Genomic DNA, 23,761 nt, shown 5'->3' on the forward strand with positions numbered 1-23,761 from the left:
TCAAATTCATTTTTCTTTCGCCGCTTTCCGCTTGCGATGGGCAATTAAACGAGGTGCAGAAGATTTCAGCGACTTGCCGCGGCCCGAAAGGCTGGGATTGGTCATGAAATATTCCTGCGCATTAAAAGCATCCTCCCCGTCGGCAGGAGAGATCCGCCGCGAAGTTCCATCTGCAAGTAGCTCATAACTCTGCTGGTTGTCGAGAAGGTTTGCCAGCATAATCTGTGAAAGAACCTGTTGATGCACAGTTGGATTGGTGATCGGCACCAAAGTTTCGACACGGCGGTCGAGATTGCGGGTCATCATATCAGCTGAGCCAAAATAGACCAGAGCACCTTCCGATGGGAGTGGTTTGCCATTGCCAAAACAGAAAATACGGCTGTGTTCAAGGAAGCGCCCTACAATAGACTTTGCCCGAATATTCTCCGAAAGGCCCGGCAGCTGCGGACGCAGGCAGCAAATGCCGCGTACGACAAGATCAATCTCCACACCGGCGGCGCTCGCTTCATAAAGTGCATCGATAATCTTCGCATCAACCAGCGAATTCATCTTCATCCAGATCGAGGCAGGACGGCCAGCCTTGGCGTGGGCAATTTCTTCGGCAATATGCTGAAGAATACGAGGGCGCAGCGTAATCGGCGAAACAGCGATCTTCATCTCGCCGGAAGGCGGCGTATAGCCTGTAATGTAGTTGAAGATTTGCGCCACATCGCGGCCGATTGACGGCTCGCAAGTAAAGAATGACAGATCGGTATAAATCTTGGCAGTGATCGGGTGGTAATTGCCGGTGCCCAGATGACAATAACTGCGCAGCTTGCTCTCTTCGCGTCGCACGACCAGCGACATTTTCGCATGGGTTTTCAGCTCGATAAAGCCGAATACGACCTGTACGCCCGCGCGTTCCAGATCGCGTGCCCAGCGAATATTGGCCTCTTCATCGAAGCGTGCCTTCAATTCGATCAAGGCAGTGACCGACTTGCCCGCATCAGCGGCATCAATCAGCGCACGCACGATGGGGCTGTCATTTGAGGTCCGGTAGAGCGTCTGCTTGATTGCAACGACATCCGGATCGGCGGCGGCCTGACGCAGGAACTGCACCACGACGTCGAATGATTCGTAAGGATGGTGGACGATAATGTCCTTCTCGCGGATCGCTGCAAAGCAGTCGCCACCATGTTCGCGCACACGTTCGGGAAAGCGCGGATTATAGGGAACAAATTTCAGATCCGGTCGTGGAATACTGACGATTTCCGAAATCATGTTCAGGGCAAGCAGACCACCAAGCACGCTGATTCGGTTATCCGGCACACCCAGTTCGGTGGCGACAAAGCTGCGCAGGGATTCGGGCATTTCATCATCGAACTCGATACGGATCACTTGACCGCGGCGGCGGCGCTTCAAGGCGCTTTCGAACAATCGGACCAGATCTTCCGCCTCTTCCTCAACTTCAATATCGCTGTCGCGGATGATGCGGAATGTGCCGGCCCCCTTGACCTCATAGCCGGGGAAAAGCCGCCCGGTGAAAAGGCTGATTGCATCTTCAAGGGACAAGAAGCGGTGACGGCCGCTATCATCCGGTATCTGGATGAAGCGCTTGAGCGCCTGCGGAAGACGCAGGAGCGCTGTCATCGGGCGGTTATCCGTGCTGCGGTTGAGCAGCATGGCGATGGTGAAGCCGAGATTTGGGATAAACGGAAAAGGATGCGCCGGATCTATGGCAAGTGGGGTCAGCACAGGATAGATGGTTTCGAGGAAATGATCCTCCAGCCAATCCCGTTCCGCCTTGGTCAGACGGTCAGGCCGAACGATCTCGATGTTCTCCTTGATCAATTCATCTCGTAGCGCACCCAGACGCAACTGCTGGGCGACCTGAAGTTTGCCGACTTCCTCAAGAACGAATTCCAACTGTTCTTGCGGGGTGCGTCCATCATCACTGCGACTGGAGACGTTTTCGCGTACCTGCCCGGCAAGACCGGCAATGCGCACCATGAAGAACTCATCCAGATTGGCAGCTGAAATAGACAGGAAACGCAGGCGCTCAAGCAGTGGCTGGTTCGTATTTTGGGCTTCTTCGAGCACACGGCGATTAAATTGCAACCAGGAGAATTCGCGATTGACGAAACGATCCACGCTGGTGTGCATATCCGACAGAGACACCTTCTCGACGGGCTGCGGAATGGTAGGCGATTGGTCGTTCATCAATATTCTCCAGCTAAAAAATTCCCCCGCAAAATGCGGACTTATGCGCGCACCATAGACAAGTCTTTTGACAGTTTGATAGCAATCGTCTTGAAATCGTAATCAGGATGATACAAACCGAAGAGAAAGAGAAGTCAAATGCCGCACAGGCGCATTTGGCATGACGATTCAGGAGCGAAACATGGCTGGCCACAGCATCCCTCATTTCCAGAACAGCGCAGGACATGCGACCATCGCCATCGGCGTGAAGGAATTCATGTGCGTGGGTGCCAACCCGCCTTTCGACCATCCGCATGTGTTTCTTGATCTGGGCGATGACAACGAGAAAGTCTGCCCCTACTGCTCCACGCTCTACCGGTATGATGCTTCGCTTCATGCCGACGAAACCGTCCCGGCAGGTTGCACCTATGTGGACAGGGCCGCTTGAACGCATCGCTCATCGATCTAAAGACCGAACGAAACAGGCGCGATCCCAATCCTGACCAGATTATTATCGCAGGCGCTGGTATTGCAGGACTTACATTGGCGCTCGCACTGAGCGCCAAGGGTTTTCAAGTTCAGATATTTGAGAAAAGCGCAAAGCTGACCGAAGCTGGTGCCGGGGTACAGCTCTCGCCCAATGCAACGCGGATACTTCAGCGGGTCGGTGTGCTCGAACAATTGGCATTGTCCTCGGTTGAGCCGCAGGCAATTTGCCTTTCTGATGGTTCAAGCGGCAAAATGCTGCTTTCGCTGGCCGTTGGCGATGTGGCACGCACGAGGTGGGGCTCCCCCTATATTGTCTGCCACCGGGCCGATCTGCAAAATGCCCTGCTTGATCAAGCGAGAAGCCAGCCGAATATCGCCATCCAGCTGCAATCGGCCGTGACACAGTACAGGCCTGACGCAGATGGCATTATTGTTCGCGTTCAATATCACGATCGCATCGAGGAAAATCGCGGGGCATTGCTTGTGGGTGCTGATGGTGTCTGGTCGAGTATGCGCAATGCCATGTCCGATACGGAACGCGCGCGCTATACATCGACGATTGCCTGGCGTTCGACCGTCGCGGCTGACCAGTTGCCGAAGAGCTTTGCCTCCTTATTGCCACCGGGCACCAATGTGGTCGCCTGGACCGGCTCAAACGCCCACTTGGTCGCCTATCCGATACGCACCGGAGAGATGTTCAATTTCATCGCGGTTACCCCTGATCGCCGGGGTGGTCAGCGGTGGGATGCCAGGGCAATGCCGGAAACGCCAAGCCAGAATTTTATCCACGAGTTCAATCATTGGCATCCGGGCATTCGCGAAATCATGCTGGCGGGAAGACCCTGGACTTCCTGGCCGTTGTTTGAGTTGCGAAAATGTCGCTACCGGATAAAGGATCGCCTCGTGCTGATCGGCGATGCCGCCCACGCGATGACGCCTTATGCAGCGCAGGGGGCCGCAATGGCTATCGAGGATGCATGGGCGCTGGCATCCGCTTTGGATGAAGATGTCGCAGGGTGGCCAGCGGCTCTAGCGGCATTTGACCAGCAACGCAGTAAACGCATCAAGGCAGTTGTGCGGCGCGGAGCGCTGAACCACCTCGCCTATCGTGCCAAAGGCCCGATCGCCATGGCACGCAATATGATCATGCGTCAGCGCCCGGCTGAGAAGTTTATCGAAGGGCTGGATTGGCTTTACGGGTATGATGATGAGAGCCAAATACAAAAACCCTCGCCGAAGCGAGGGTCATGAGCGCCCAAACAGGCTTGCTATACGTTCGCCCAAACGGGCTTGCATGCAATAGCATGCATCATGGTCATAGCTGGACTGGCTTTATGTTATAAAAGCGGTTCTCAGCAGCTATTCGGCGGGCGTAACTCGACGCTTCAATTCTTTAGCAATTTCGGCAAGTCGTTCGTCGGTACTCTTTTGAATTTTATCCGATTCATACGTAGCTAGCAGTATCGCCATAAAACCAATAACTGTCATCCAAAACATCAAGGAAAAAACATCAATAGCCATTATCTCAATCCTCTTCTGAGTATGACTCGCCCAGATACGTGAAGTGCCGTTGATAGACCGGCACTATACGCAATTATCGCTAGTTGCGAAAGAAATCCAACGCCGGTGGTTATCATGTAGACTACGGGACTAAGGATTCCAACGACAGCCGAGGCGGTTGAAAGTCTATCTAACGCAGCAGCTATATATTTTTGAAGTTCATTGTTGCGCATTTTTTCAAGTGCAATGACCTCCTGCAATTGCTTGCTGGGCGTTTGCTCAAAATTATCACTCATAAAAACCTCGTACGAAATGCTTAGATGCAAAAATGGAGTATAAAAAAACGGCGGCCATAAAGGCCGCCGTTAATAGCATTGTAGAAAATCTAGCTCAATGAAGGATCTGGCTGAGGAACAGCTTGGTGCGTTCGTGCTGCGGATTGTCAAAGAACTCGGCAGGGGCGTTCTGCTCGACGATCTGGCCCTGATCCATGAAGATAACGCGGTTTGCGACCTGACGGGCAAAGCCCATTTCATGGGTCACGCAAACCATCGTCATGCCTTCTTCGGCAAGCTGCACCATGGTGTCGAGCACTTCCTTGATCATTTCCGGATCAAGCGCTGAAGTCGGCTCATCGAACAGCATGATGCGCGGGTTCATGCACAGCGAGCGGGCAATCGCCACGCGTTGCTGCTGACCGCCGGAAAGCTGGCCCGGATATTTGTTTGCCTGCTCGGGAATCTTGACGCGCTCGAGAAAGTGCATCGCAATCTCGTCCGCCTTCTTCTTCGGCATCTTGCGCACCCAGATCGGGGCCAGCGTGCAGTTTTCAAGAATCGTCAGATGAGGGAACAGATTGAAGTGCTGGAACACCATGCCAACTTCGCGCCGAACTTCATCGATCTTTTTCAAATCATTGGTGAGTTCGATACCGTCAACAAGGATCTTGCCGCTCTGGTGCTCTTCCAGACGGTTGATGCAGCGGATCATGGTGGATTTACCCGAACCGGACGGACCAGCAATGACAATGCGCTCGCCACGCATCACCTTGAGGTTGATGTCCTTGAGAACATGAAAATCCCCGTACCACTTGTTCATATTGATGATCTCAACGGCAACGTCTGTCGTGGAGACTTGCAGGAGCGAATGGTCGACATGGATTTTTTCCGGGTCGATAATGTTTTCAGTTGTCATATGCGTATGCTCCTAACGTTTGTGGCCAGTGTCGAGACGATTTTCCATGAAAATGGAATAGCGCGACATGCCGAAGCAGAAAATCCAGAAGACGAAACCGGCAAAAACCAGACCGGACATGGGGGTTTGCGGCGATGACCAATTTGTATCGTTAAAGTGCTGGCGCACTGTTCCGAGCAAATCGAACATGCTGATGATCGAGACAAGCGACGTGTCCTTGAAAAGACCGATGAAGGTGTTGACGATACCTGGAATAACCAGTTTCAACGCCTGTGGCAGAACGATAAGGCCGGTTTTTTGCCAGTAACCAAGCCCAAGCGAATCCGCACCTTCATACTGTCCCTTGGGGATAGCTTGCAGACCACCACGCACGACCTCCGCCATATAGGCAGAAGCAAACAGCGCAACACCGATCAGTGCCCGCAGGAACTTATCGAATGAAACACCCGGCGGCAGGAACAGTGGCAGCATATAGCTTGCCATAAACAGAACCGTCACCAGCGGAATACCACGCACCATTTCGATGAAAATGACGCAGAGCATCTTGATAACCGGCATTTTCGAACGCCGTCCAAGCGCCAGTGCAATGCCGAGCGGCAGCGAGACGGAAATACCGACGAAGGAAATAACCAGCGTAACAAGCAGGCCACCCCAAACGGAGGTTTCGACATAAGAGAGGCCGAACCAGCCACCAACCAGCAGAAAAAACGCGATGATCGGGAAAATGAAGAAGAATACGATCGCGTTCAGTACCTTGTAGGGCACCCGTGGCACAAGAAGGGGGATCAGGAGGGCAACAAACATGATGCCCACGAGATTGACCCGCCAACGTTGGTCAATGGGATAAGGCCCATACATGAACTGGCCAAATTTGGCGTTTACGAAGGCCCAGCATGCGCCGGACCAGCCCTCCGGCTGCGAGCCACCCTGCGCCACGGTCGCGCAGACCGACCTGTCCGCGCCAACCCATGAGGCTTCAATGAACAGCCAGTTGATAAGCGGCGGGAGAAACCATGCCAGAACCAGAAGCGCTAAGATGGTCATGACAGCATCGACGGGTGTCGCGAGCAGATTAACCCGCACCCATCGCACAATCCCACGCTCACCCAAGGGCGGCGTCTGGCCCTGCAGCATTTCCTGACGAACGAAATGAATATTGGTATCTGTCATGATCAGCGCTCCACCAGTGCCATTTTGGCGTTGTACCAATTCATAAACAGCGACGTCACAATACTCAGGCTCAAGTAAACGACCATGAAAATAACAACCACTTCCAGCGAGCGGCCAGTCTGGTTCAGGATCGTTCCGCCAACGGCAAAGAGATCCGGATAACCCGCTGCAATCGCCAATGACGAATTCTTGGTCAGATTTAGATACTGGCTTGCCAGCGGCGGCGTGATGATGCGCATTGCCTGCGGCACAACGACAAGCCGTGTTGTTGTACCGGCACGCAAGCCCAGAGCGTGGGCAGCCTCGCTCTGTCCCTTGCCGACACCACGAATGCCAGCCCGGACAATCTCGGCGATAAAGGACGCTGTATAGAATGACAGAGCCAAATAGAGCGAGATAAATTCAGGCGTGATCTGCGTGCCGCCTCTCAGATTGAAGGTGCCTAGGATTGGATAGTCCCATGACAGCGGAAAACCCTTGATGGCGAGCGCCAATAGCGGCAATCCGATAATCAGGGCAATCGATGTCAGGCCAACCGGAAAGGGCTGACCTGTTGCCATCTGGCGCTTATGCGCCCAGCGCCGGACCAGAAAAGTTGCCACAACAGCTATTATGAGAGCCACACCTGCCAGCCAAGCGCCCTCGCCCATAATCAGGGAGGGAACATAAAATCCGCGATTATTCAGATAGGTTCCCAGTGGCATGTCTATGCTTTGGCGTGCCTGCGGCAACACAGCAAGTACACCGGAATACCAGAAGAAAATAACCAGAAGCGGTGGAATGTTGCGAAAGAGTTCCACATAAACCGTACAAATCTTGCGGATAAGCCAGTTATGCGACAAGCGGCCAATGCCGATGATGAATCCGATAATCGTTGCGGTGATGATACCCGCAATTGCCACAGTCAACGTATTCAGGATGCCGACAACAAGAGCCCTGGCGAAAGTCGAATTGCTTGAATAGGCGATATATGGGCTGGTGCTGATGTCGAAACCAGCACGGCCATCCAGAAAGCCAAAACCCGTAGCGAGACGCGCCCGCTGAAGGTTGGCAATCGTGTTGTTGACGATCCAGTATCCCAGCACAACTATGACAAGCAGTGCCAAAGCCTGAAAAAGATAACCACGGAATTTTGGGTCATTTAAAAGCGAAACTTTGCCGCCATCTGTGCCAGGCGAAATATCCTGCGATGCCATTGGCCCCTCATTTCTTCTAAGTTCTTGTTCTTATTATTTTTATTATTATAGTAAATTGAGAGGAGGCCAATGCCCCCTCTCAGATTATATCGTCAGGTATATGCGATTAGCGAATTGGCATCGCGTATTGCAAGCCGCCCTTGGTCCACTGCGCGTTGATGCCGCGGGCAATCTTGAGCGGGCTGCCAGAACCGAGGTTCTTCTCGAAAATCTCGCCGTAATTGCCCACAGCCTTGACGATGTTGACAACCCAATCATTGGTCAAACCGAGGTCTGTCCCAAGCTTGGTATTGGCTTCCTCACCGAGGATGCGCTTGACTTCCGGGTTTTCTCCCTTTTTCAGCTCATCCACATTGGCCTGGGTAATGCCGAACTCTTCAGCAGTCAGCAAAGCGTAGTGGGTCCAGCGAACGATATCGGCCCATTGCGGGTCACCCTGACGGACAACCGGTCCAAGCGGCTCCTTGGAAATGATTTCCGGCAGGACCACGTGATCATCTGGAGCAGTCAGCGCAAGACGATAGGCATAGAGGCCGGACTGGTCAGTTGTATATGCATCACAACGACCGGAGTCGTAAGCTGCGTTAACCTCTTCAACCTTCTCGAACACAACAGGATTGTATTCCATCTTGTTGGCCCGGAAGTAATCAGCCAGGTTAAGTTCGGTCGTTGTACCGGCCTGAACGCATACCGACGCACCTGAAAGCTGCAGCGCGGAATTGATACCCGAAAGCTTCTTAGCGTTGATCATGAAGCCCTGACCGTCATAGTAGTTGACGCCGGGGAAATCAAAACCCTGCGTATCGCGGCTGAGCGTCCATGTCGTGTTGCGAACCAGCACATCGATTTCGCCGGATTGCAGCGCAGGAAGACGATCCTTCGCAGACAGAGGCGTATACTTGACCTTGCTTGCGTCGCCAAAAACGGCAGCAGCAAGTGCCTTGCAGTAGTCCACATCGAAACCGGACCATTCGCCCTTGTCATTTGGTGCTGCGAAGCCAGGAAGACCAGTGTTAACACCGCACTGCAAGAATCCCTTTTTCTTCACATCTTCAAGCACTGTTGCTGAAGCGACGTTGGCAAGAAGGACCAACGCCGAAGCTGCCAGCACGCCCTTCAAAACAAGATTTTTCATAATAAATTTGCCCTTTGGTTTGTTGTAGTCGTTCCCAGAGAGATAAGTTTACATCGGTTAATTACCCCAGCCCCGAAAAGAGCCCCAATGCTTCTCCCATTCACCCATCTATCGAAGGGCATTCTGAGGGTTTGGTCAAGGGAGAATATTTGCCCAATATTGAAGCAAGAGCGTCAAAAATGCTGCACGCGAAGCAAATGTTCGCTGTTTTTCCGCACAATCTGACTTTCTTGGTGAAAATGGGGTGTCAAATTCCCAAACTGACACCCACAAGCTGGAATTCAAGAATCAGCGAATTGGCATCGCATACTGCAAGCCGCCTTTGGACCACAAAGCATTGATGCCACGATCAACTTTCAGGCGGCTGCCCGCACCAAGATCACGATCAAAAATCTCGCCGTAATTGCCGACAGCCCGCACCATGTTCACCACCCATTCATTGGTCAGGCCAAGATCGGTACCAAGCTTGGAATTCTCTTCCTGTCCAAGCACGCGGCGTATTTCAGGACTGTCGCTTTTGACCATCTGATCGACGTTGGCCTTGGTAATGCCAAGCTCTTCGGCCGTCAGCAGTGCATAATGCGTCCAGCGGATTATATCCGCCCATTGCGGATCACCCTGACGCACAGAAGGGCCAAGCGGTTCCTTGGAGATGATTTCGGGAAGCACGATATGATCGGCCACAGCGGCAAGGCGCAGACGAATGGAATGCAGGCTGGCGCGGTCATCGGTGTAGACATCGCAACGCCCAGAATTATAGGCGTTATTCACCTCTTCCAGCTTCTCAAAAACAACTGGATTATACTCCATATTGTTGGCCTTGAAATAATCGGCAACATTCAATTCTGACGTGGTGCCCGCCTGAAGGCAAACGGTTGCTCCCGACAATTGCCGGGCGGATTGTATTTCCGGCAGCTTCTTGGCATTGACCATGAATCCCTGCCCGTCATAGTAGTTCACGCCAGTGAAATCCAAGCCTTGCGTGTCACGGCTCAACGTCCAGGTCGTATTGCGAATCAATACATCAATCTCACCTGACTGAATGGCGGTGAAGCGATCTTTTGAGGAAAGCGGTGTAAATTTGACCTTGGTTCCGTCAGCAAAAATGGCGGCAGCGACGGCCCGGCAATAGTCCACATCAAATCCCGCCCACTCCCCCTTGTCGTTGGGTGATGCAAAACCGGCAGAACCTGTATTCACGCCGCATTGCAGGAAGCCCCGCTCCTTGACAATATCAAGCGTCGCTGCGGACGCCCCGCTTGCAGTCAGCAGCAGCGCAGAGGCTGCCAGAATGGTTTTTGACAGTGAAACGCCCATTGAATTTCCCCTGAAAATGACTGAGCGAATGCCAGCCCATAAGTAAATCACTGATAAGGAAGGATATTCCAGATTCATAGTCAAGGGTCAGGATACTGATATTACAAGGCATTCACGAATGTATCACCGGAAAAAACTGCCCCCTTTTACAAAGGAAGACTGCGCCGCGGCGAGCAAGAAATCTGGCCAGTGTTATCGCGATCAGGAACCCGATAGCGTAGCCCGCAACGGTATCAGTCGGATAATGCGCCTGCGCAATGATCCGGGTAAAAGCGATGAACATGGTGGCAAGGATGATTGGAACGCGCCAGCGCGGGAACCACAAAGCCAGTATCGCCCCGACCGCTCCCATGGTGGTCGAATGGCCGGAAGGAAAGCTCGCAAGATCATCACTGCCTGCAAAGGGGGAAAAGTGCCCCGTGCCGAGCGTATCAATGAATGGCGGACGGGCCCTGCCGATCAGGAATTTAGAGATCGCAGTACACATTCCGGCCAGACAGATTGCCCAGAAGGCATAGCTGGCCTGCGTATAGACAAGATGGAGCCTTTTACGCCGCGGGAGCGGCAGATGCTGCCAATCGATGGCGATCAGGCAGACAATGATAATGAAAGCCGGAATTACATACCATTTCGACAGTCCGATATCTGTAATCAGGCGCAGGTAACGCAGATCGCTGTCTGGCGACGTAAACATGCGTGACAGATATTCGTCGTAAGGGTGCAGTGTCAGCACCAGAAAGACAATCAGTGCAACCGCCATGGACATTGATGCAGTCCACACCGGCGCTCCTTGCGGATGTGGTGGTGCGGAGATGACATGCAAATAGCGGGCAAGAGAACGACTCAATCGTTGCGCGATGGATGATGTATCAGCCAATCAAAAACCCTTCTCCTGTTGCAACCGGAATGCAGTGCGATTATCGACGTAACTCTACAAGCGTACAAATAAGCCGATAATTTGGAGGACCTGCCATGGATAAGCAATCTCGTTCAAAACTTGGGATAAATACGAGACTTGCACATGGCGGTTATGATCCGGCTGATTATCATGGTTTCGTCAATCCGCCGGTTGTGCATGCTTCGACAGTGCTTTTTCCAGACGCGCAGACAATGGCAACAGGCAACCAGCCCTATACATATGGAACGCACGGAACGCCAACCACAGATGCGCTTTGCCGCGCTATTGACGAACTTGAGGGGTCCGCGGGCACCTTGCTCGTACCATCTGGCCTGTTGGCGGTAACACTGCCGCTTTTGGCGTTCCTTTCGCCGGGAGATCATCTGCTGATGGTCGACAGCTGCTATGGCAATACACATCATTTTTGCAATACAACGCTGAAAAGACTTGGTGTTGAAGTCGAATATTATGATCCGCTGATCGGGGCCGGCATTGAAAAGCTGATAAAATCAAACACCAAAGTGGTTTTCACCGAATCGCCCGGCTCCAACACGTTCGAGATGCAAGATATTCCGGCAATTGCGGAAAAGGCGCACGCAGCCGGAGCGGTGGTCATGATGGACAATACCTGGGCAACGCCGATTCATTTCAAAGCCTTGGACTATGGCGTTGACGTTTCGATTCATGCGGTGACCAAATATCCCTCCGGTCATGCCGATATTTTAATGGGTACGGTTTCTGCCAACGAAAAGCATTTCAATACACTGGAGCAGACCTATACGGCACTGGGTCTGTGCGTCAGTGGTGATGATGCCTATCAGGTTCTGCGCGGCCTGCGAACCATGGGGCTGCGCATGGAGCGGCACGCGGAGAATGCGTTGGCAATTGCCGAATGGCTGGAAAACCAAAATGGCGTTCTGGAAGTTCTGCACCCCGCACTGCCAAGCCATGCGGGACACGCGATCTACAAGCGTGATTTTACGGGCGGCGGCGGTGTTTTCTCCATAGTTATTGAGGGCGGAAAGGCACAGGCGCATGCTTTTTTGGATGCGCTCGAGATATTCGGGCTTGGCTATTCCTGGGGTAGTTTTGCAAGCCTGGCCGTACATGTCCGACTCAATGACCGGCAAATCACCGGCAAGGGATATGCAGGGCCAGTCATCCGGTTGCAGATCGGGCTGGAGGATAAGGAAGATTTGATCGCCGATATCGCAAAGGGGCTGGCGGCTGCCAATGCTGTATAACCCGAAGTTGATTTTACCGTGATGGCGAACGACTGCTATCGAGGCTAGCCACCATCATTTTAGACGAAAGACTTAATCATGAATCTGAAATCCATTCAAACCGCTGCCTTTATCTGCCTCGTCGCTTCTGCCTCGCCAGCTCTGGCGCAGGAACACAATGGACATGATGCCATGAAGCAGGATTCCATGATGGCACAGAAGGGCGACCAGGGTCCCTCCTCCAAAGCCTTCGTGGAAGCCAACACCAAAATGCACAAGGATATGGACATCGAGTTCACAGGCAATGCCGATAAGGACTTCGTTCGCGGAATGATTGCCCACCATCAAGGGGCGATCGATATGGCCAAGGTCGAACTCGAATATGGCAAAGATGCTGAAATCCGCAAGCTGGCCGAAACGATCATCGCGGCTCAGGAAAGCGAAATCAAAGACATGAAAGCATGGCTGGAGAAAAACGGCGGCTGAGATTTGATAAGTTTCAAAGGAACTGAATAACAAAACACCCGCTGGTCTGACCGGCGGGTGCTGGTCGGTTTCAACCTACTGGCGCATTTCACTGCTGGCAGCGCGCTTCTGCAGGCAGAGTTCCCAAAGGCTGTAGGCCGCATCGGCATAAGTCGATGTACCGGCTTTGAAGTCAGCTGAGCGCAGAGGTAAAAGATCCTCCACCACAGCCAGTGTGCGCGCCGGGAGGATATCTGTACAGGTTCCCAAACGCCGGAACACAGTGCTTATAGCGACCTGTCTCTCATTGACGTCTATTACGGGTTCGTCCCTGCCGAGTTCCCAGTCCTCCAGGGCATCAATCGCGTCCTGAAAGGCGTTATGCAAGATGATAGGCGCATGGCCCTCATGAAGTGGGTGCAGCAAACCAGGCATTCCTGTCTCCTCACTTTTGTGTTGCACTGCCGGGGGTTCCCGGAAACAGAATCATACGTGCGACACACCACAAACCGCAAGCCAAAACTGTTAATCCATACTCATTCAATCTACATTTTCAATTAAATCCAGCCATAGCATCAGGCTTACTGTTCATTATTAATTCATAATCTGATAGCTTTGTTATAAGTACTTAATAACATTGAAATATTTTCTTCATATCCATCCGAAATTTAATCGTTTAGACTGGGTTTGGCCTCGTTCAGCGACTTTCAGGCACCGTGAATTCGCCGGTTGATCGAGTTTGGCAAGCGAACAACGGGTTCGGCCAAGCTCCTGGATCACTTCCTCCGCTCGGCGAGATGCCAATTCTGGCATAAACACAGCCATCACTGGCAATTTGATGCAGATTACCAGCGTTTCGCCTTGCCAAAACAAGATCATTGCCTCATTCATGTCCCGCTGCCCACCATCGAGGATATTGGCATATGAGAACGAGGCTCTTTCCAGCAATCATGTTCACCACCCTGCTTGCAGGTTGCGGGAATATCCAGGGACAGCTTGATAACGAAAAAATTTCGTCGCTGCGCTATGACACCATTCAATGCCCCTCCTTGATTGCACAACGTAATCAGGCCGCGGCTGAAGTCAGCCGACTGACCAATGGCCAAGGCTATCAGGATCCAGATGTCATAATAGGTCTTGGACCCATCCTGCCGGATTATCGCACAGAAAATCAGAAAAAGGCCGGAGCGCTGCAAGGTCAGGTTGAATCGATGAGCCGTTCAATCGATCGCAGAAAGTGCGGGACGCCAGCCTGATCGCTATACTGCAATAGCCATTCGTTCGGGTTATCCCAGCTATCACGGCATGTTGAATGCATCCGTACGCGCTGGTCGATTCGTCATGTTAAATTTTATTGTGTCCATAATTAATTGGGCGTACGCTATGTACTTCGGGTGGAAAGTACCGGCTTAAACCGGATGTTATTTGTCTCTTCAGGGAGTGACAAACATGGGAGAAGTGATTCTTCATACGCCCCATAATGCTTGCTGCGCGACCCCACAGATATTGCAGAAGGTTCGCTCGGAAATGCCTATTAAACCCGCCAGCACCAACAAGCTGTCGGACATTTTGAAACGTGCAAAAGGCGGCTTCACTCATCGCCGCTTCAAGCAGAATTCTAAATAATTATAGGTGCTTGAAGCGGATATGCTTCAAGGTAAGCATTATGGTATAATGTAGGAAGGAACGCTGTGCAGTTTGATTTGCACGGCGTTTCCTTCATTTCGCCTATAAGCAGCATGAAACCATGATGGATGAGGATGACAAAGAAAAAGACGATTACGCGCCATACCTGACGCCAGTTTGGGGCTATCTGTTCCTTTTTCTTATTATCATACCGATCGTATTATATCTGGGCCACGAATATGGTGGGCTTTTACGATTCTTTGATTAGTCACTGACGTGACTCTTCAACGCTTGGGTGTATATTCAGGGACAGTATTGTCGTCTCCAAGGAGCATCTTTTGCGGATCGTCCTGAAAGTTCGTGACGCCTCTTTCAATGCTCTCAACCGCGCGACGGCTTTCGGAAATCACCTTCTGTGCGTTGCGTAGCCTCTCGCCGGTAAGCTTATCGAGATTGTCTGCGATTGCCTGCAGGCGCGTATCGAGCTCCTTGGCCTGCTTCTGATAATCTTCGAGCTTGCCGCGTATTTCGCTAACCATGCTGTCCTTGTCGCTGGAAAGCTGTCTATCGACCTTCACGAGCGTTTCATCGATCTTCGCCGAAGCTTTGTTGACACGCGAAATCACATCGCGTGCATCATGCATCGTGCTTGCAAGCTTCTGCGCTCTGCGGCCATATTCATCAATTGTTTCGGTACTGCTTGCCAGTTCTTCGGAAAAAGCCTTGGCACTGCGGACGCTTTCAAGGAGAGGACCTCGCGCCTCTTCAATGTATTTCTCCGTAACATTGGTTGCCTCGTCCACGCGCTCGATCCAATCCTGCGCGGTTTGCACCAAGGTTTTCAACGAGCTTGGATCAACATCCATTCGCGCAACAGTGTCCTCCCTTGCAGCCTCTTCAAGCAGCTTCGGTTCATTGGATTTGCCACCGGTCAGCTCGATACGCGCAGCGCCAGCAAGTATTTCAAAAGCCAGTGTTGCCACTGTTGAGCGGGTGATCGGCGTCGTGGAAACGATTTCGGTCTGAACAATAACAGCTTCAGGATTGTTCTGATCGATAAACAGCCTGCTTACACCACCCACTTTCAGGCCATTGAAGAAAACCGGGCTTTTGACGTTAAGTCCGGTAACTGAACCGGGAACCCTGATTTCAAGTGTGCTGGTATCACGCCGATCCCCATAGCGACCGATCCAATAAAAGAAACCTGCTGCCAGAAGCACGACAACGAGCGTAAAGACCGCCACGATAAAATAATTGGCCTTGGTTTCCATCGATTATCAGGCAACTCCGCAATTCATGGTCCAGCATTACCGCTTTAAGTCACAGCAAATCAATGGCGAAGAACACAACAGCAAATTTGCTCTGGCTGATGGCATCTTTTCTATTGATGCTGTGGAGAAATCAGGTCACCCTTCTGAATAGATCGAGGGGTGAGCGATGACAAGTTTGACAATTCTGGCTTTCGCGTTGGTGGCATTCATCGGTATAGCCACGCCCGGCCCCACGGTATTACTGGCACTGACCAATGGCTCACGCCACGGCATCCGGACGGCAAGTGTGGGGATGCTGGGGGCAGTTCTTTCAGACTTCGTGCTCATCGGAGCAGTGGCGCTTGGACTTGGCGCACTTTTGGCTGCATCGGAATTTTGGTTCTCCGTGGTCAAATGGATCGGCGTGGGCTACCTGACCTTTCTCGGCATCATGCTTTTACGATCCAAAGGAACGCTCGACGTAACCAATTCGCACATAGAGGCTGGCCAAGCTCCCTCCTCCCGCTCGGTGTTTCTCAAGAGCTTCTTTGTCGCTATCACAAATCCGAAAGGCTACCTGTTCTTTTCGGCGTTTCTGCCGCAGTTCGTTGTGCTTGATCAGCCTCAATTTCCGCAATATGTCGCACTGGCGCTCACATTTGCCCTGATCGACGCTATAGTGATGCTCGGCTATGCATTCCTTGGATCGCGCGCCGTCAAGCTCTTAAAGCACTCCGGTGCATTGTGGCTGGACCGGATTTGTGGCGGCGCATTATTGGCACTTGCAGGGTCGCTTGCTTTCTATCGGCGGGCAAGCTGACATATAAGCTTTCAAACTGCGATCTGAGAAAATTGTGGCCTGTAAATGACGTTGCAGGCAGCCGGATACATTGTGAATCATGATCGGGGAAATCTCGACATGCAATGATTACAATTTTAAGTATTATATCAAAGAACTTTCACCTGACATTGATATTGGTCAAAGGCACCAACGAAGAGATTGTCATATTAGGGTGGGTGGGAGAACTGCATTCGCAGCAGATCGGTGAATCGGCATCAATGTCCGTGCCATGCACAAAAATCGATTGCATTGGATAGTGAATTTTTCGGAGCCGTTCTATGGGAACCATGCATAGCGAGTTTATCGAAAGATTGAGAAAGGCTGTTCAAGAGCATGAAGAGCGAATCCACCGATTGGAAAGCGGCGAAGAAAAAGTATTTCGGTCCTCTCGGGATGGACAAAAAGAAGATATTTCCATGCAGACAGCAGACCATTATCGGCGGCTATGCCATCATTTACGCGAAGTAGTATCCCGGCACGACCTGAAAAATGGCCTTACTGCTCAGCCGAACGAATCTAAAAATTCATAAATACTGAGTTTTGTCGTTTGCCATGATAAATTACCCTTGGGATCAGTATAACCCATTGAGAATCAACAGGTCAACTTCGGCGACCGACAGCAAAATTACCTTTTTTGCCAAGGTAAATTACCCTTGAACTTGAAAAAGATGCTATCAGAGTCAGCTTGTTGTGAAAATCATGTAAAAGCCGCGCTCGTCACCGCCTGCTAAAGCTTGGTTGCTCATTTGCGCTGGTTCGCTATGTTTGCGTATGATCACAATCGATGAAGCAAATAGTCTGCTTGCTCAACACTTAGGAGATGGCATTCGAGCCCGCCATTCGACCTTTGTCGGTTATCTGATGAAGCAGCTTGCTAACCTCCTTAACGAGGATAGCATTCTCTGGGAGATCACCGGCATTTGTCATGATCTGGATTTTGACCAGACCAAAGAGGACCGTCGCCGCCATGGTATTTTGGCAGCAGAATGGCTGGAACAAGATCTGCCCCCGGTGGCCCTCCTGGCGATTCAGTCGCACGATCACCGGACAGGCGTGCTGTCGGATACCATACTAGCCGATGCATTGAAGCTGGCTGACGCCTTGGCAGTGGGCGAGCTCGATATTGGCCGCCGTGCCATGCTGGAGGCATTAGCGAGCGGCGACCCAATCGCTTGTCTCAATCAAGCTCTGGTGCAGCGTCCGTTCCTAACCCCTATGATTCTGGACAATGCAAACAAGCTTTCAATATCACCATTGGCAATGGCCAAGCTTTGGTACGGTGCGCCAGGACAATAATCGCTTCGCGGTGAAGTTGGATGCATTCAGTGCCTCTGCGCACAATCTGTCGAGATATGCGATTGACCTGATTGCGTGATATAGATACCGAGCAAAACGGCAATCAGTCCCAAGACAAGGCTTGGCCCCGCCTGTTCGCCGAGCAGGAGCGATCCGTATACTGCCGCGGTTATCGGGTTCACGGCTATCGACACGCTAACAACGGTCGCGGTCGTATGTCGAAGCGCGAAAGCCCAGAGAAAGAAGATCAGTGCACCGCAAACAACAGCGAGATACCCCGCCGAGATCCATTGTATGGCGCTCATCGAGCGAAGTGCAGAGCCGGCATCCGGGTTGATTGACAAGGCTCCTAGAAAAAGTGCCCCTACACCCATGCCGAACGCAGCGAATGGTAAGGGTCCGTTTCGCGCGAGCAACGGTCGCGAGAGCACGCTGTAAAAGGCCATGCAACAGGCTGCCGCCATCATCAGGAGGTCGCCGCGCCACGCTCCGACGGGTGCGTCTGCGTAACCTGCTCCAAGCGCAATGGCGACGCCGAGCATCGCCACCAAGACTCCGATTGTCTTTTGCGCCGTCGGTCGCTCAACTCTTAGAACGGTGCCGATGACAATCGTCAGCATGGGCAGCGTGGAAAGCGCAAGCGCCCCACGCGCGGCGCTTGTATAGATCAGGGCCGCGTTGAACAGTAAGGGAAAGACGCAGAAGAAGAGGAAACCGAGCCCGGTGATGGAAAGCCAGTCTTTTCTGTCCGGCCAGCGCTCGCCGCGCATAAGGACGATTGGAGCAAGGACTAGAAAACCACCTCCAAACCGTATCGCTCCGATCGTGACCGGATCGAGCGTTTCCGCAAGATACCGCGTTGCGCCGATAGCAGTGCCGCCGAGCGCGCTCGACAGGATCGCAGCAAGAGGCCCCCGAAAATCCATCCTTCGTCTCCGTTCTCTTCGAAGTTGGAGGCAGGTTAGAACGGAGCCCGTCATAACACTATCGAATTAATTTAATAGGCTCTATAACGAATGGTATGAGCGCACTGAAACTGGATCCCGAACTTCTAGAAGCTTTTGTGGCTGTTGCCGATCGCTTGTCGTTCACGCGTGCTGCGACTTATCTCAATCGCTCGCAGGCGGCAGTCAGTCTCCAGGTCAAGCGCCTTGAGGCCCGCCTGGGTCTGATATTGTTCGTCCGCTCGACGTCCCGCGTTGGGCTTACCTCAGCCGGACGCGAGTTCCTTGCAGATGCGCGGCGTCTCATATCTCTCCACAACGAGATCTCATCAAAACTCGCTGGCGGACAGGATGCCGGCCACATGCGGATCGGAGTGATGGAGGATTATGGCACCAAACGGCTGCCGCAGGTTCTCTGCGAAGTGGTAGAACGATTCCCGCGCATGGAAATCGAAATGGAGATCGGCTTGACGGCAAATATGCTTGCCCGCACGGGAACGTCGTTTGACGTTGTGATCGCCATGCACCCCCTCGGCTCCACTGACGGAGAGCTGATTTGCGAAGAAGAGCCCGTCTGGATCGGAGCGCCTCGCTACGAGGTCGGCGGTTCGGGGATTTTGCCGCTTGCACTATCGGGACGGGATTGTCTCTTTCGGCAATGGGCCAGCCGTGCGCTCGACGAAGCCGGCATTGCCTGGCGGCTGGCATATGTGAGTACAAGCCAGGCCGCAGTCGAAGCCATCGTCACGCAGGGACTCGCTGCTACTGTCGCTAAGAAAAGCATGATCCCAAAGACGCTCAAAGAGCTCGATTGCGCGAAAATGCTGCCGGTTCTTCCGGGTGCCGAAATCAGATTCCATCGCGCCGCGAGCCTTACCGGCGTTACAGCGGCATTCGCGGACAATCTTGCGCACCGTTTGAAGGTCGCCTCGATATAATCGGCAGACATATAAATGTCGAAGGGCTAATTTGATCATTTGCGAAGAAGCGGAAGGGCGGAAACGAGCCTGCCGCAAATCCCTTGGCTTCACTTGCATGAGAAGCTTTGATGATCTGTTCTTGATGGCTCGATACGAGGTCCATTCGCCCAAAAATCCCCAAGGGTAATTTACCTGGGCAAAAAGGGTAAGCTTTGGACAAAAAAGGTAAAATACGTTGGCCAGTGACAAGTTTCGAAGAAGTGGCGATCCCGACTGGATTCGAACCAGTGACCGTCGGCTTAGAAGGCCGGTGCTCTATCCAGCTGAGCTACGGGACCAATCCGTTAATCAATGCGTCCAAGGCTGCATGCGATCGAATCGGAAATTCTCCGAATAGGATACCACGCGGCGGCGCGTTTCCTTCGGCTCCTGAACCGAATAGGCAATGCCGTTCTTTTGGGCATAGGCTATCGCTTCTTCTTTCGTATCGAAGGAAAGGCGAATCTGGCTCTTCATATCGCGCGATGAGGTGTAACCCATCAGCGGCTCAACCTTACGTGGCTGTTCCGGCTCAAACTCGAATATCCAGGCTTCGGTTTTGGCCTTGCCGGATTGCATTGCTGTTTTTGCGGGGCGATAAATGCGTGCGGCCATTGAAGAAATCCTTTTGTCTGCAATTCCGATATATTACAGGCTTTGCTTCAGTTCCAGCAGCAATCTTTGTTGAAGTGGTCGGAGCGGAGAGATTCGAACTCCCGACCCTCTGGTCCCAAACCAGATGCGCTACCAGGCTGCGCTACGCTCCGTGTTCTTCAACGGTTGCCTGACTAGAGTTTCCCGAGGCGAGAAGCAAGCTATAAATTCAACAAATCCAATAAAAAATTGAACCGTGCCGGAAGGTCGCAGGTTTGACGGTGATTTTGGCAGCGCCAGAGCAAATTTGCTCTAAAGGTCGAAAACCGCCTGCCCTTCATCCAATGCCGTGACGACCCCTGCTGCCAAAGCGCGGGTTATCTTCGATTTTTTCTCCAAAGCGGCGCGGTCGAGCCGTTCCACAACCCGGTTGGCGGTGGAAAGCGACCGTTCGATATGGCTGACCAGAAAACCAATGACATTCGGGTCCACCGCAATCTGGCGGTCTGCAAAAAGCTTGTAGAGCACGCCAGAGAGCAGCAAGTCGTCCGGTTCGCCTATCTCGACAGTGGTCGCAGCCTTCAGACGCGAGACAAGGTCCGGCAAAGTTACAGGCCAGTTCGCCGGCCAGATGCGTGAGGTCATTAAAAGGCTACTTCCGCTTTGACGCACATTATTGATCAAATGGAACAAGGCGGATTCATCGATTGCCCCTGCGCCGACATTATCAATCAGAAAAGGTCCAGTTTGCCCCGCAGCGGCAGCAATATTGTGCGGATCGACGATAGTTGCGTTCGACTCCGCTTTCCACACAGCAGCAAGATGGGTTTTGCCTGAGCCTGTGGGACCAGCCAGTATCACAACCGGCGAAATCCAGTTTGGCCAGCGGTCTACAATGTCGACAGCAGCCATATTGGTGCCGGAAACAATGAGATCATCGCGGGAGTAGCCAGGCTCGTGACCAAGGTCCAGCGGCAGTTGGCGGGGCTTTGTCGTGTCATTCATGGCGCGAACAAATACAACCTAGCCCGGCGCACTGTCACCTTATTTGTTTGGTCTCGTCAGTTTTGCGGAAATCACCTGTGTAGAGCGGGGATTGCTGATAACGATTGATGACAAAGCGCACCAGAACGCCAATGGCGGCAGCTGTTGGCACGGCAATCAGCATGCCCGTGAAACCCATCAGGGAGCCGAAGGCAAAAAGCGCAAACATCAGCCAAACAGGGTGCAAACCAACAGAATGACCGACGAGCTTCGGTTGCAGAATATTGCCTTCGATGAACTGGCCGATACCGAATGCAACAGCAACGCCGACAATGCCACCCCATTCCGGCCAGAACTGTACCAGCGCCACGCAGAGAGCCAGCACCAGACCGACCAGCGATCCGACATAGGGAATGAAGCTGATGAGACCAGCAAAAAGCCCGATCAGCAGGCCGAAATTGAGACCGACAACAGTAAGGCCGACGGCGTAGATCATACCCAGCAGCAAACAGACGGTGCCCTGTCCGCGCACGAACCCGGCGATTGCCTTGTTCATATCGGTGGCGATGCCGCGCACGGTATAAAGATGGTCGCGCGGGACCAGTTGATCGATCTTCGAAACCATGCGGTCCCAGTCGAGCAGCATGTAAAAAGCCACGACAGGCGTCACCACGAACAGCGCCACAACATCGATAAGCGTCTTGCCCGAACTCCAGATCGATTGCAGCAAGGTGGTGAGGAAGCCTGCACCCTGTTGAAGCAATGAATCGAGGCTGTTGCGGATGACAGCGGCATCAACGCCGATGAAATCCTTCAACCATTGCGAATCCCGGCTGGCGATCAGTTCCTGCAACCGCGACACGTAACTCGGAAGCCGAGCGATGAAATCGCTCATCTGTGACGCGAGAACCGGCACGAGAATTATGAGCAGTATCGTGAATGTGACAATGAACAGGACGAGGATGACTATGGTCGCAAGCAGGCGCGACAAGCCGAGACGCTGCAATCTGTCAGCAACGGGATCAAGAAAGTAGGCCAGCACCATGCCAGCCACGAATGGCAGAAGGATCGACGAGAAAACAAACAGGAACAGCCCAAATACAACCATTGCAGCAGTCCAGAATACCGCCTGACGACGGAAATTGCTGCCGAGTGAATTTAGTTGGACTTCGACATGAATATCCTTGTCGGAAACCTCCAATGGAACAGGAGGTTTCTTTGCTGCTACAGCCTTGCCTGGAGTTTTGCTCATAACCTGCCATTCTCGTTGTGCAGACTGGAGATAGGCAGTGGATACTACCGCGGTCAAGGCTCTAACTGTCAATAAGTGGCGTTTTATATGCGCTTGCTGCACTCAGACCTTGCAGCTTGATCAGAGTCGTGTCATTTCGCGGGCAATAATCTGGAGTTGACCATGAGCACCGAAAAACAGCCCGGCAAAAATGGCCTTACCTATGCGCAAGCCGGAGTCGATATCGATGCAGGCAATTTGCTTGTCGAGAAAATCAAGCCGCTCGTGCGCTCGACACGTCGCCCGGGCGCCGATGGCGAAATCGGCGGGTTCGGCGGTCTTTTCGACCTGAAAGCTGCGGGTTTCAAGGACCCGGTACTTGTTGCTGCCAATGATGGCGTAGGCACGAAGCTCAAGATTGCCATTGATGCTGGCGTTCATGATACTGTGGGCATCGATCTGGTCGCAATGTGCGTCAATGATCTGGTGGTACAGGGCGCAGAACCACTGTTCTTCCTCGACTATTTTGCTACCGGAAAACTCGACCCGGAACAGGGCGCAGCGATTGTTGGCGGTATTGCCGAAGGTTGCCTGCAAGCCGGGTGTGCGCTGATTGGTGGTGAAACGGCAGAAATGCCAGGCATGTACCGCGATGGCGATTATGATCTTGCAGGCTTTGCTGTCGGCGCTGCCGAGCGGAACCAGCTTTTGCCGACTGGCGATATTGTCGAGGGAGATGTCATTCTTGGCCTAGCGTCTTCCGGCGTTCATTCCAATGGCTTCTCGCTGGTGCGGCGCATTGTTGAACTTTCCGGTCTTGGCTGGGATGCAGACGCGCCATTCGAGACCGGCAAGACGCTGGGACAGGCACTGCTGACGCCAACGCGCATCTATGTGAAGGCGCTGCTTGCAGCAATCCGCGAGACCAATGCGATCAAGGCACTGGCGCATATTACCGGCGGCGGCTTTCCAGACAATATCCCCCGCGTGCTGCCAAAGGACCTGACGGCAAGCATTGATCTTTCTGCAATCAACGTGCCTGCGGTATTTTCTTGGCTGGCGAAGACCGGCGGTGTCGATCGCGATGAAATGTTGCGCACATTCAATTGCGGCATCGGCATGATCGTCGTGGTTGCTCCGGAAAATGTCGATACTGTACTGGCCGCATTGAACGGACAGGGCGAAAAGGCTGTATGCCTTGGAACCATGGTTGCGCGTGCAGACAGTGGTGTTGTCTATCAGAGCACGCTGGCCCTGTGAGCAAGAAACGC

26 protein-coding genes and 2 tRNA genes are annotated in these 23,761 nt (G+C 52.7%); 12 read left to right on the forward strand and 16 right to left on the reverse strand.

What is annotated here, in order from left to right; translation table 11 throughout:
* Positions 1-6: 6 nt before the first annotated feature.
* Complete coding sequence (locus ACYJL1_RS13350) at positions 7-2,142, reverse strand: RNA degradosome polyphosphate kinase (protein ID WP_460898037.1); 2,136 nt, start codon at positions 2,140-2,142, stop codon at positions 7-9.
* A 238-nt stretch (positions 2,143-2,380) separates the two neighbouring features.
* Here ACYJL1_RS13350 and ACYJL1_RS13355 point away from each other — a divergent pair, with 238 nt between their 5' ends.
* Both ACYJL1_RS13355 and ACYJL1_RS13360 read left to right on the forward strand, forming a co-directional pair.
* Positions 2,381-2,626, forward strand: a complete 246-nt coding sequence (locus tag ACYJL1_RS13355; RefSeq protein WP_115051746.1) for a zinc-finger domain-containing protein — start codon at positions 2,381-2,383, stop codon at positions 2,624-2,626.
* Positions 2,623-3,918: an FAD-dependent monooxygenase gene (locus ACYJL1_RS13360; RefSeq protein ID WP_460895838.1), complete on the forward strand. Its 1,296-nt coding sequence runs from the start codon at positions 2,623-2,625 to the stop codon at positions 3,916-3,918. Before ACYJL1_RS13355 ends, ACYJL1_RS13360 begins: the two co-directional genes overlap by 4 nt.
* A gap of 108 nt (positions 3,919-4,026) precedes the next feature.
* Here the strand turns inward: ACYJL1_RS13360 and ACYJL1_RS13365 are convergent, their stop codons facing one another.
* From ACYJL1_RS13365 to ACYJL1_RS13395, 7 genes are all read right to left on the reverse strand, one after another.
* Positions 4,027-4,188: a hypothetical protein gene (locus tag ACYJL1_RS13365; protein WP_460895839.1), complete on the reverse strand. Its 162-nt coding sequence runs from the start codon at positions 4,186-4,188 to the stop codon at positions 4,027-4,029.
* A gap of 369 nt (positions 4,189-4,557) precedes the next feature.
* Entirely contained in the window at positions 4,558-5,361 is an 804-nt protein-coding gene (locus tag ACYJL1_RS13370) for an amino acid ABC transporter ATP-binding protein (RefSeq protein WP_460895840.1), read from the reverse strand.
* Positions 5,362-5,373: 12 nt separating this feature from the next.
* Positions 5,374-6,531 (reverse strand): amino acid ABC transporter permease, encoded by a 1,158-nt coding sequence (locus ACYJL1_RS13375; protein ID WP_460895841.1) that lies wholly within the window; start codon positions 6,529-6,531, stop codon positions 5,374-5,376.
* Between the two features lie 2 nt (positions 6,532-6,533).
* A complete protein-coding gene (locus tag ACYJL1_RS13380; RefSeq protein WP_460895842.1) occupies positions 6,534-7,727 on the reverse strand; it encodes an amino acid ABC transporter permease in 1,194 nt (397 codons plus the stop codon).
* A gap of 106 nt (positions 7,728-7,833) precedes the next feature.
* Positions 7,834-8,862 carry an amino acid ABC transporter substrate-binding protein gene (locus ACYJL1_RS13385; RefSeq protein WP_460895843.1) on the reverse strand — a complete coding sequence of 343 codons (1,029 nt, stop codon included), beginning with the start codon at positions 8,860-8,862 and terminating at the stop codon, positions 7,834-7,836.
* Between the two features lie 288 nt (positions 8,863-9,150).
* Entirely contained in the window at positions 9,151-10,179 is a 1,029-nt protein-coding gene (locus ACYJL1_RS13390) for an amino acid ABC transporter substrate-binding protein (protein WP_460895844.1), read from the reverse strand.
* Positions 10,180-10,291: 112 nt separating this feature from the next.
* On the reverse strand, positions 10,292-11,056 hold the full coding sequence (locus ACYJL1_RS13395; RefSeq protein WP_460895845.1) for a phosphatase PAP2 family protein: 765 nt from the start codon (positions 11,054-11,056) through the stop codon (positions 10,292-10,294).
* A gap of 95 nt (positions 11,057-11,151) precedes the next feature.
* Between ACYJL1_RS13395 and ACYJL1_RS13400 the strand changes: the two genes are divergently transcribed.
* A complete protein-coding gene (locus ACYJL1_RS13400) occupies positions 11,152-12,321 on the forward strand; it encodes a cystathionine beta-lyase (RefSeq protein WP_460895846.1) in 1,170 nt (389 codons plus the stop codon).
* A 78-nt stretch (positions 12,322-12,399) separates the two neighbouring features.
* Positions 12,400-12,786: a CopM family metallochaperone gene (copM, locus tag ACYJL1_RS13405; RefSeq protein ID WP_460895847.1), complete on the forward strand. Its 387-nt coding sequence runs from the start codon at positions 12,400-12,402 to the stop codon at positions 12,784-12,786.
* Between the two features lie 75 nt (positions 12,787-12,861).
* On the opposite strand, the gene ACYJL1_RS13410 is transcribed toward copM, so the two are convergent.
* Entirely contained in the window at positions 12,862-13,200 is a 339-nt protein-coding gene (locus ACYJL1_RS13410) for a BRA0787 family protein (RefSeq protein WP_460895848.1), read from the reverse strand.
* A 488-nt stretch (positions 13,201-13,688) separates the two neighbouring features.
* Between ACYJL1_RS13410 and ACYJL1_RS13415 the strand changes: the two genes are divergently transcribed.
* Positions 13,689-14,021 (forward strand): hypothetical protein, encoded by a 333-nt coding sequence (locus ACYJL1_RS13415; protein ID WP_460895849.1) that lies wholly within the window; start codon positions 13,689-13,691, stop codon positions 14,019-14,021.
* Positions 14,022-14,214: 193 nt separating this feature from the next.
* A complete protein-coding gene (locus ACYJL1_RS13420; RefSeq protein ID WP_460895850.1) occupies positions 14,215-14,391 on the forward strand; it encodes a hypothetical protein in 177 nt (58 codons plus the stop codon).
* A 284-nt stretch (positions 14,392-14,675) separates the two neighbouring features.
* Here ACYJL1_RS13420 and ACYJL1_RS13425 read toward each other — a convergent pair whose 3' ends face one another.
* Positions 14,676-15,662 (reverse strand): MlaD family protein, encoded by a 987-nt coding sequence (locus ACYJL1_RS13425; protein ID WP_460895851.1) that lies wholly within the window; start codon positions 15,660-15,662, stop codon positions 14,676-14,678.
* Between ACYJL1_RS13425 and ACYJL1_RS13430 the strand changes: the two genes are divergently transcribed.
* The 4 genes from ACYJL1_RS13430 to ACYJL1_RS13445 all read left to right on the forward strand — a co-directional run bounded on the left by ACYJL1_RS13430 (position 15,646) and on the right by ACYJL1_RS13445 (position 17,778).
* Positions 15,646-15,813, forward strand: coding sequence for a hypothetical protein (locus ACYJL1_RS13430; protein ID WP_460895852.1), 168 nt, complete (start codon positions 15,646-15,648; stop codon positions 15,811-15,813). The genes ACYJL1_RS13425 and ACYJL1_RS13430 overlap by 17 nt on opposite strands.
* 15 nt (positions 15,814-15,828) lie before the next feature.
* Positions 15,829-16,461, forward strand: a complete 633-nt coding sequence (locus tag ACYJL1_RS13435; RefSeq protein ID WP_460895853.1) for a LysE family translocator — start codon at positions 15,829-15,831, stop codon at positions 16,459-16,461.
* A 299-nt stretch (positions 16,462-16,760) separates the two neighbouring features.
* Positions 16,761-17,012, forward strand: a complete 252-nt coding sequence (locus tag ACYJL1_RS13440) for a hypothetical protein (protein WP_460895854.1) — start codon at positions 16,761-16,763, stop codon at positions 17,010-17,012.
* A 241-nt stretch (positions 17,013-17,253) separates the two neighbouring features.
* The gene (locus ACYJL1_RS13445; protein WP_460895855.1) at positions 17,254-17,778 is read left to right on the forward strand and encodes an HD domain-containing protein; all 525 of its coding nucleotides are present in this window, start codon (positions 17,254-17,256) and stop codon (positions 17,776-17,778) included.
* Between the two features lie 26 nt (positions 17,779-17,804).
* Here ACYJL1_RS13445 and ACYJL1_RS13450 read toward each other — a convergent pair whose 3' ends face one another.
* Positions 17,805-18,704, reverse strand: coding sequence for a DMT family transporter (locus ACYJL1_RS13450; RefSeq protein ID WP_460895856.1), 900 nt, complete (start codon positions 18,702-18,704; stop codon positions 17,805-17,807).
* A gap of 95 nt (positions 18,705-18,799) precedes the next feature.
* Here ACYJL1_RS13450 and ACYJL1_RS13455 point away from each other — a divergent pair, with 95 nt between their 5' ends.
* The gene (locus ACYJL1_RS13455) at positions 18,800-19,660 is read left to right on the forward strand and encodes a LysR family transcriptional regulator (protein WP_460895857.1); all 861 of its coding nucleotides are present in this window, start codon (positions 18,800-18,802) and stop codon (positions 19,658-19,660) included.
* 243 nt (positions 19,661-19,903) lie between these two features.
* Here the strand turns inward: ACYJL1_RS13455 and ACYJL1_RS13460 are convergent.
* The 5 genes from ACYJL1_RS13460 to ACYJL1_RS13480 all read right to left on the reverse strand — a co-directional run bounded on the left by ACYJL1_RS13460 (position 19,904) and on the right by ACYJL1_RS13480 (position 22,511).
* Positions 19,904-19,980 (reverse strand) — tRNA-Arg (locus ACYJL1_RS13460).
* Between the two features lie 10 nt (positions 19,981-19,990).
* On the reverse strand, positions 19,991-20,296 hold the full coding sequence (locus ACYJL1_RS13465) for an ETC complex I subunit (RefSeq protein WP_460895858.1): 306 nt from the start codon (positions 20,294-20,296) through the stop codon (positions 19,991-19,993).
* 75 nt (positions 20,297-20,371) lie between these two features.
* Positions 20,372-20,448 (reverse strand) — tRNA-Pro (locus ACYJL1_RS13470).
* 139 nt (positions 20,449-20,587) lie between these two features.
* Positions 20,588-21,280 (reverse strand): DnaA regulatory inactivator HdaA, encoded by a 693-nt coding sequence (hdaA, locus tag ACYJL1_RS13475; protein ID WP_460895859.1) that lies wholly within the window; start codon positions 21,278-21,280, stop codon positions 20,588-20,590.
* A 34-nt stretch (positions 21,281-21,314) separates the two neighbouring features.
* Positions 21,315-22,511, reverse strand: coding sequence for an AI-2E family transporter (locus tag ACYJL1_RS13480; RefSeq protein ID WP_460895860.1), 1,197 nt, complete (start codon positions 22,509-22,511; stop codon positions 21,315-21,317).
* A 162-nt stretch (positions 22,512-22,673) separates the two neighbouring features.
* Here ACYJL1_RS13480 and purM point away from each other — a divergent pair, with 162 nt between their 5' ends.
* On the forward strand, positions 22,674-23,750 hold the full coding sequence (purM, locus tag ACYJL1_RS13485; RefSeq protein ID WP_460895861.1) for a phosphoribosylformylglycinamidine cyclo-ligase: 1,077 nt from the start codon (positions 22,674-22,676) through the stop codon (positions 23,748-23,750).
* Positions 23,751-23,761: the final 11 nt, after the last annotated feature.

Source organism: Phyllobacterium sp. K27 (genome assembly GCF_054796155.1).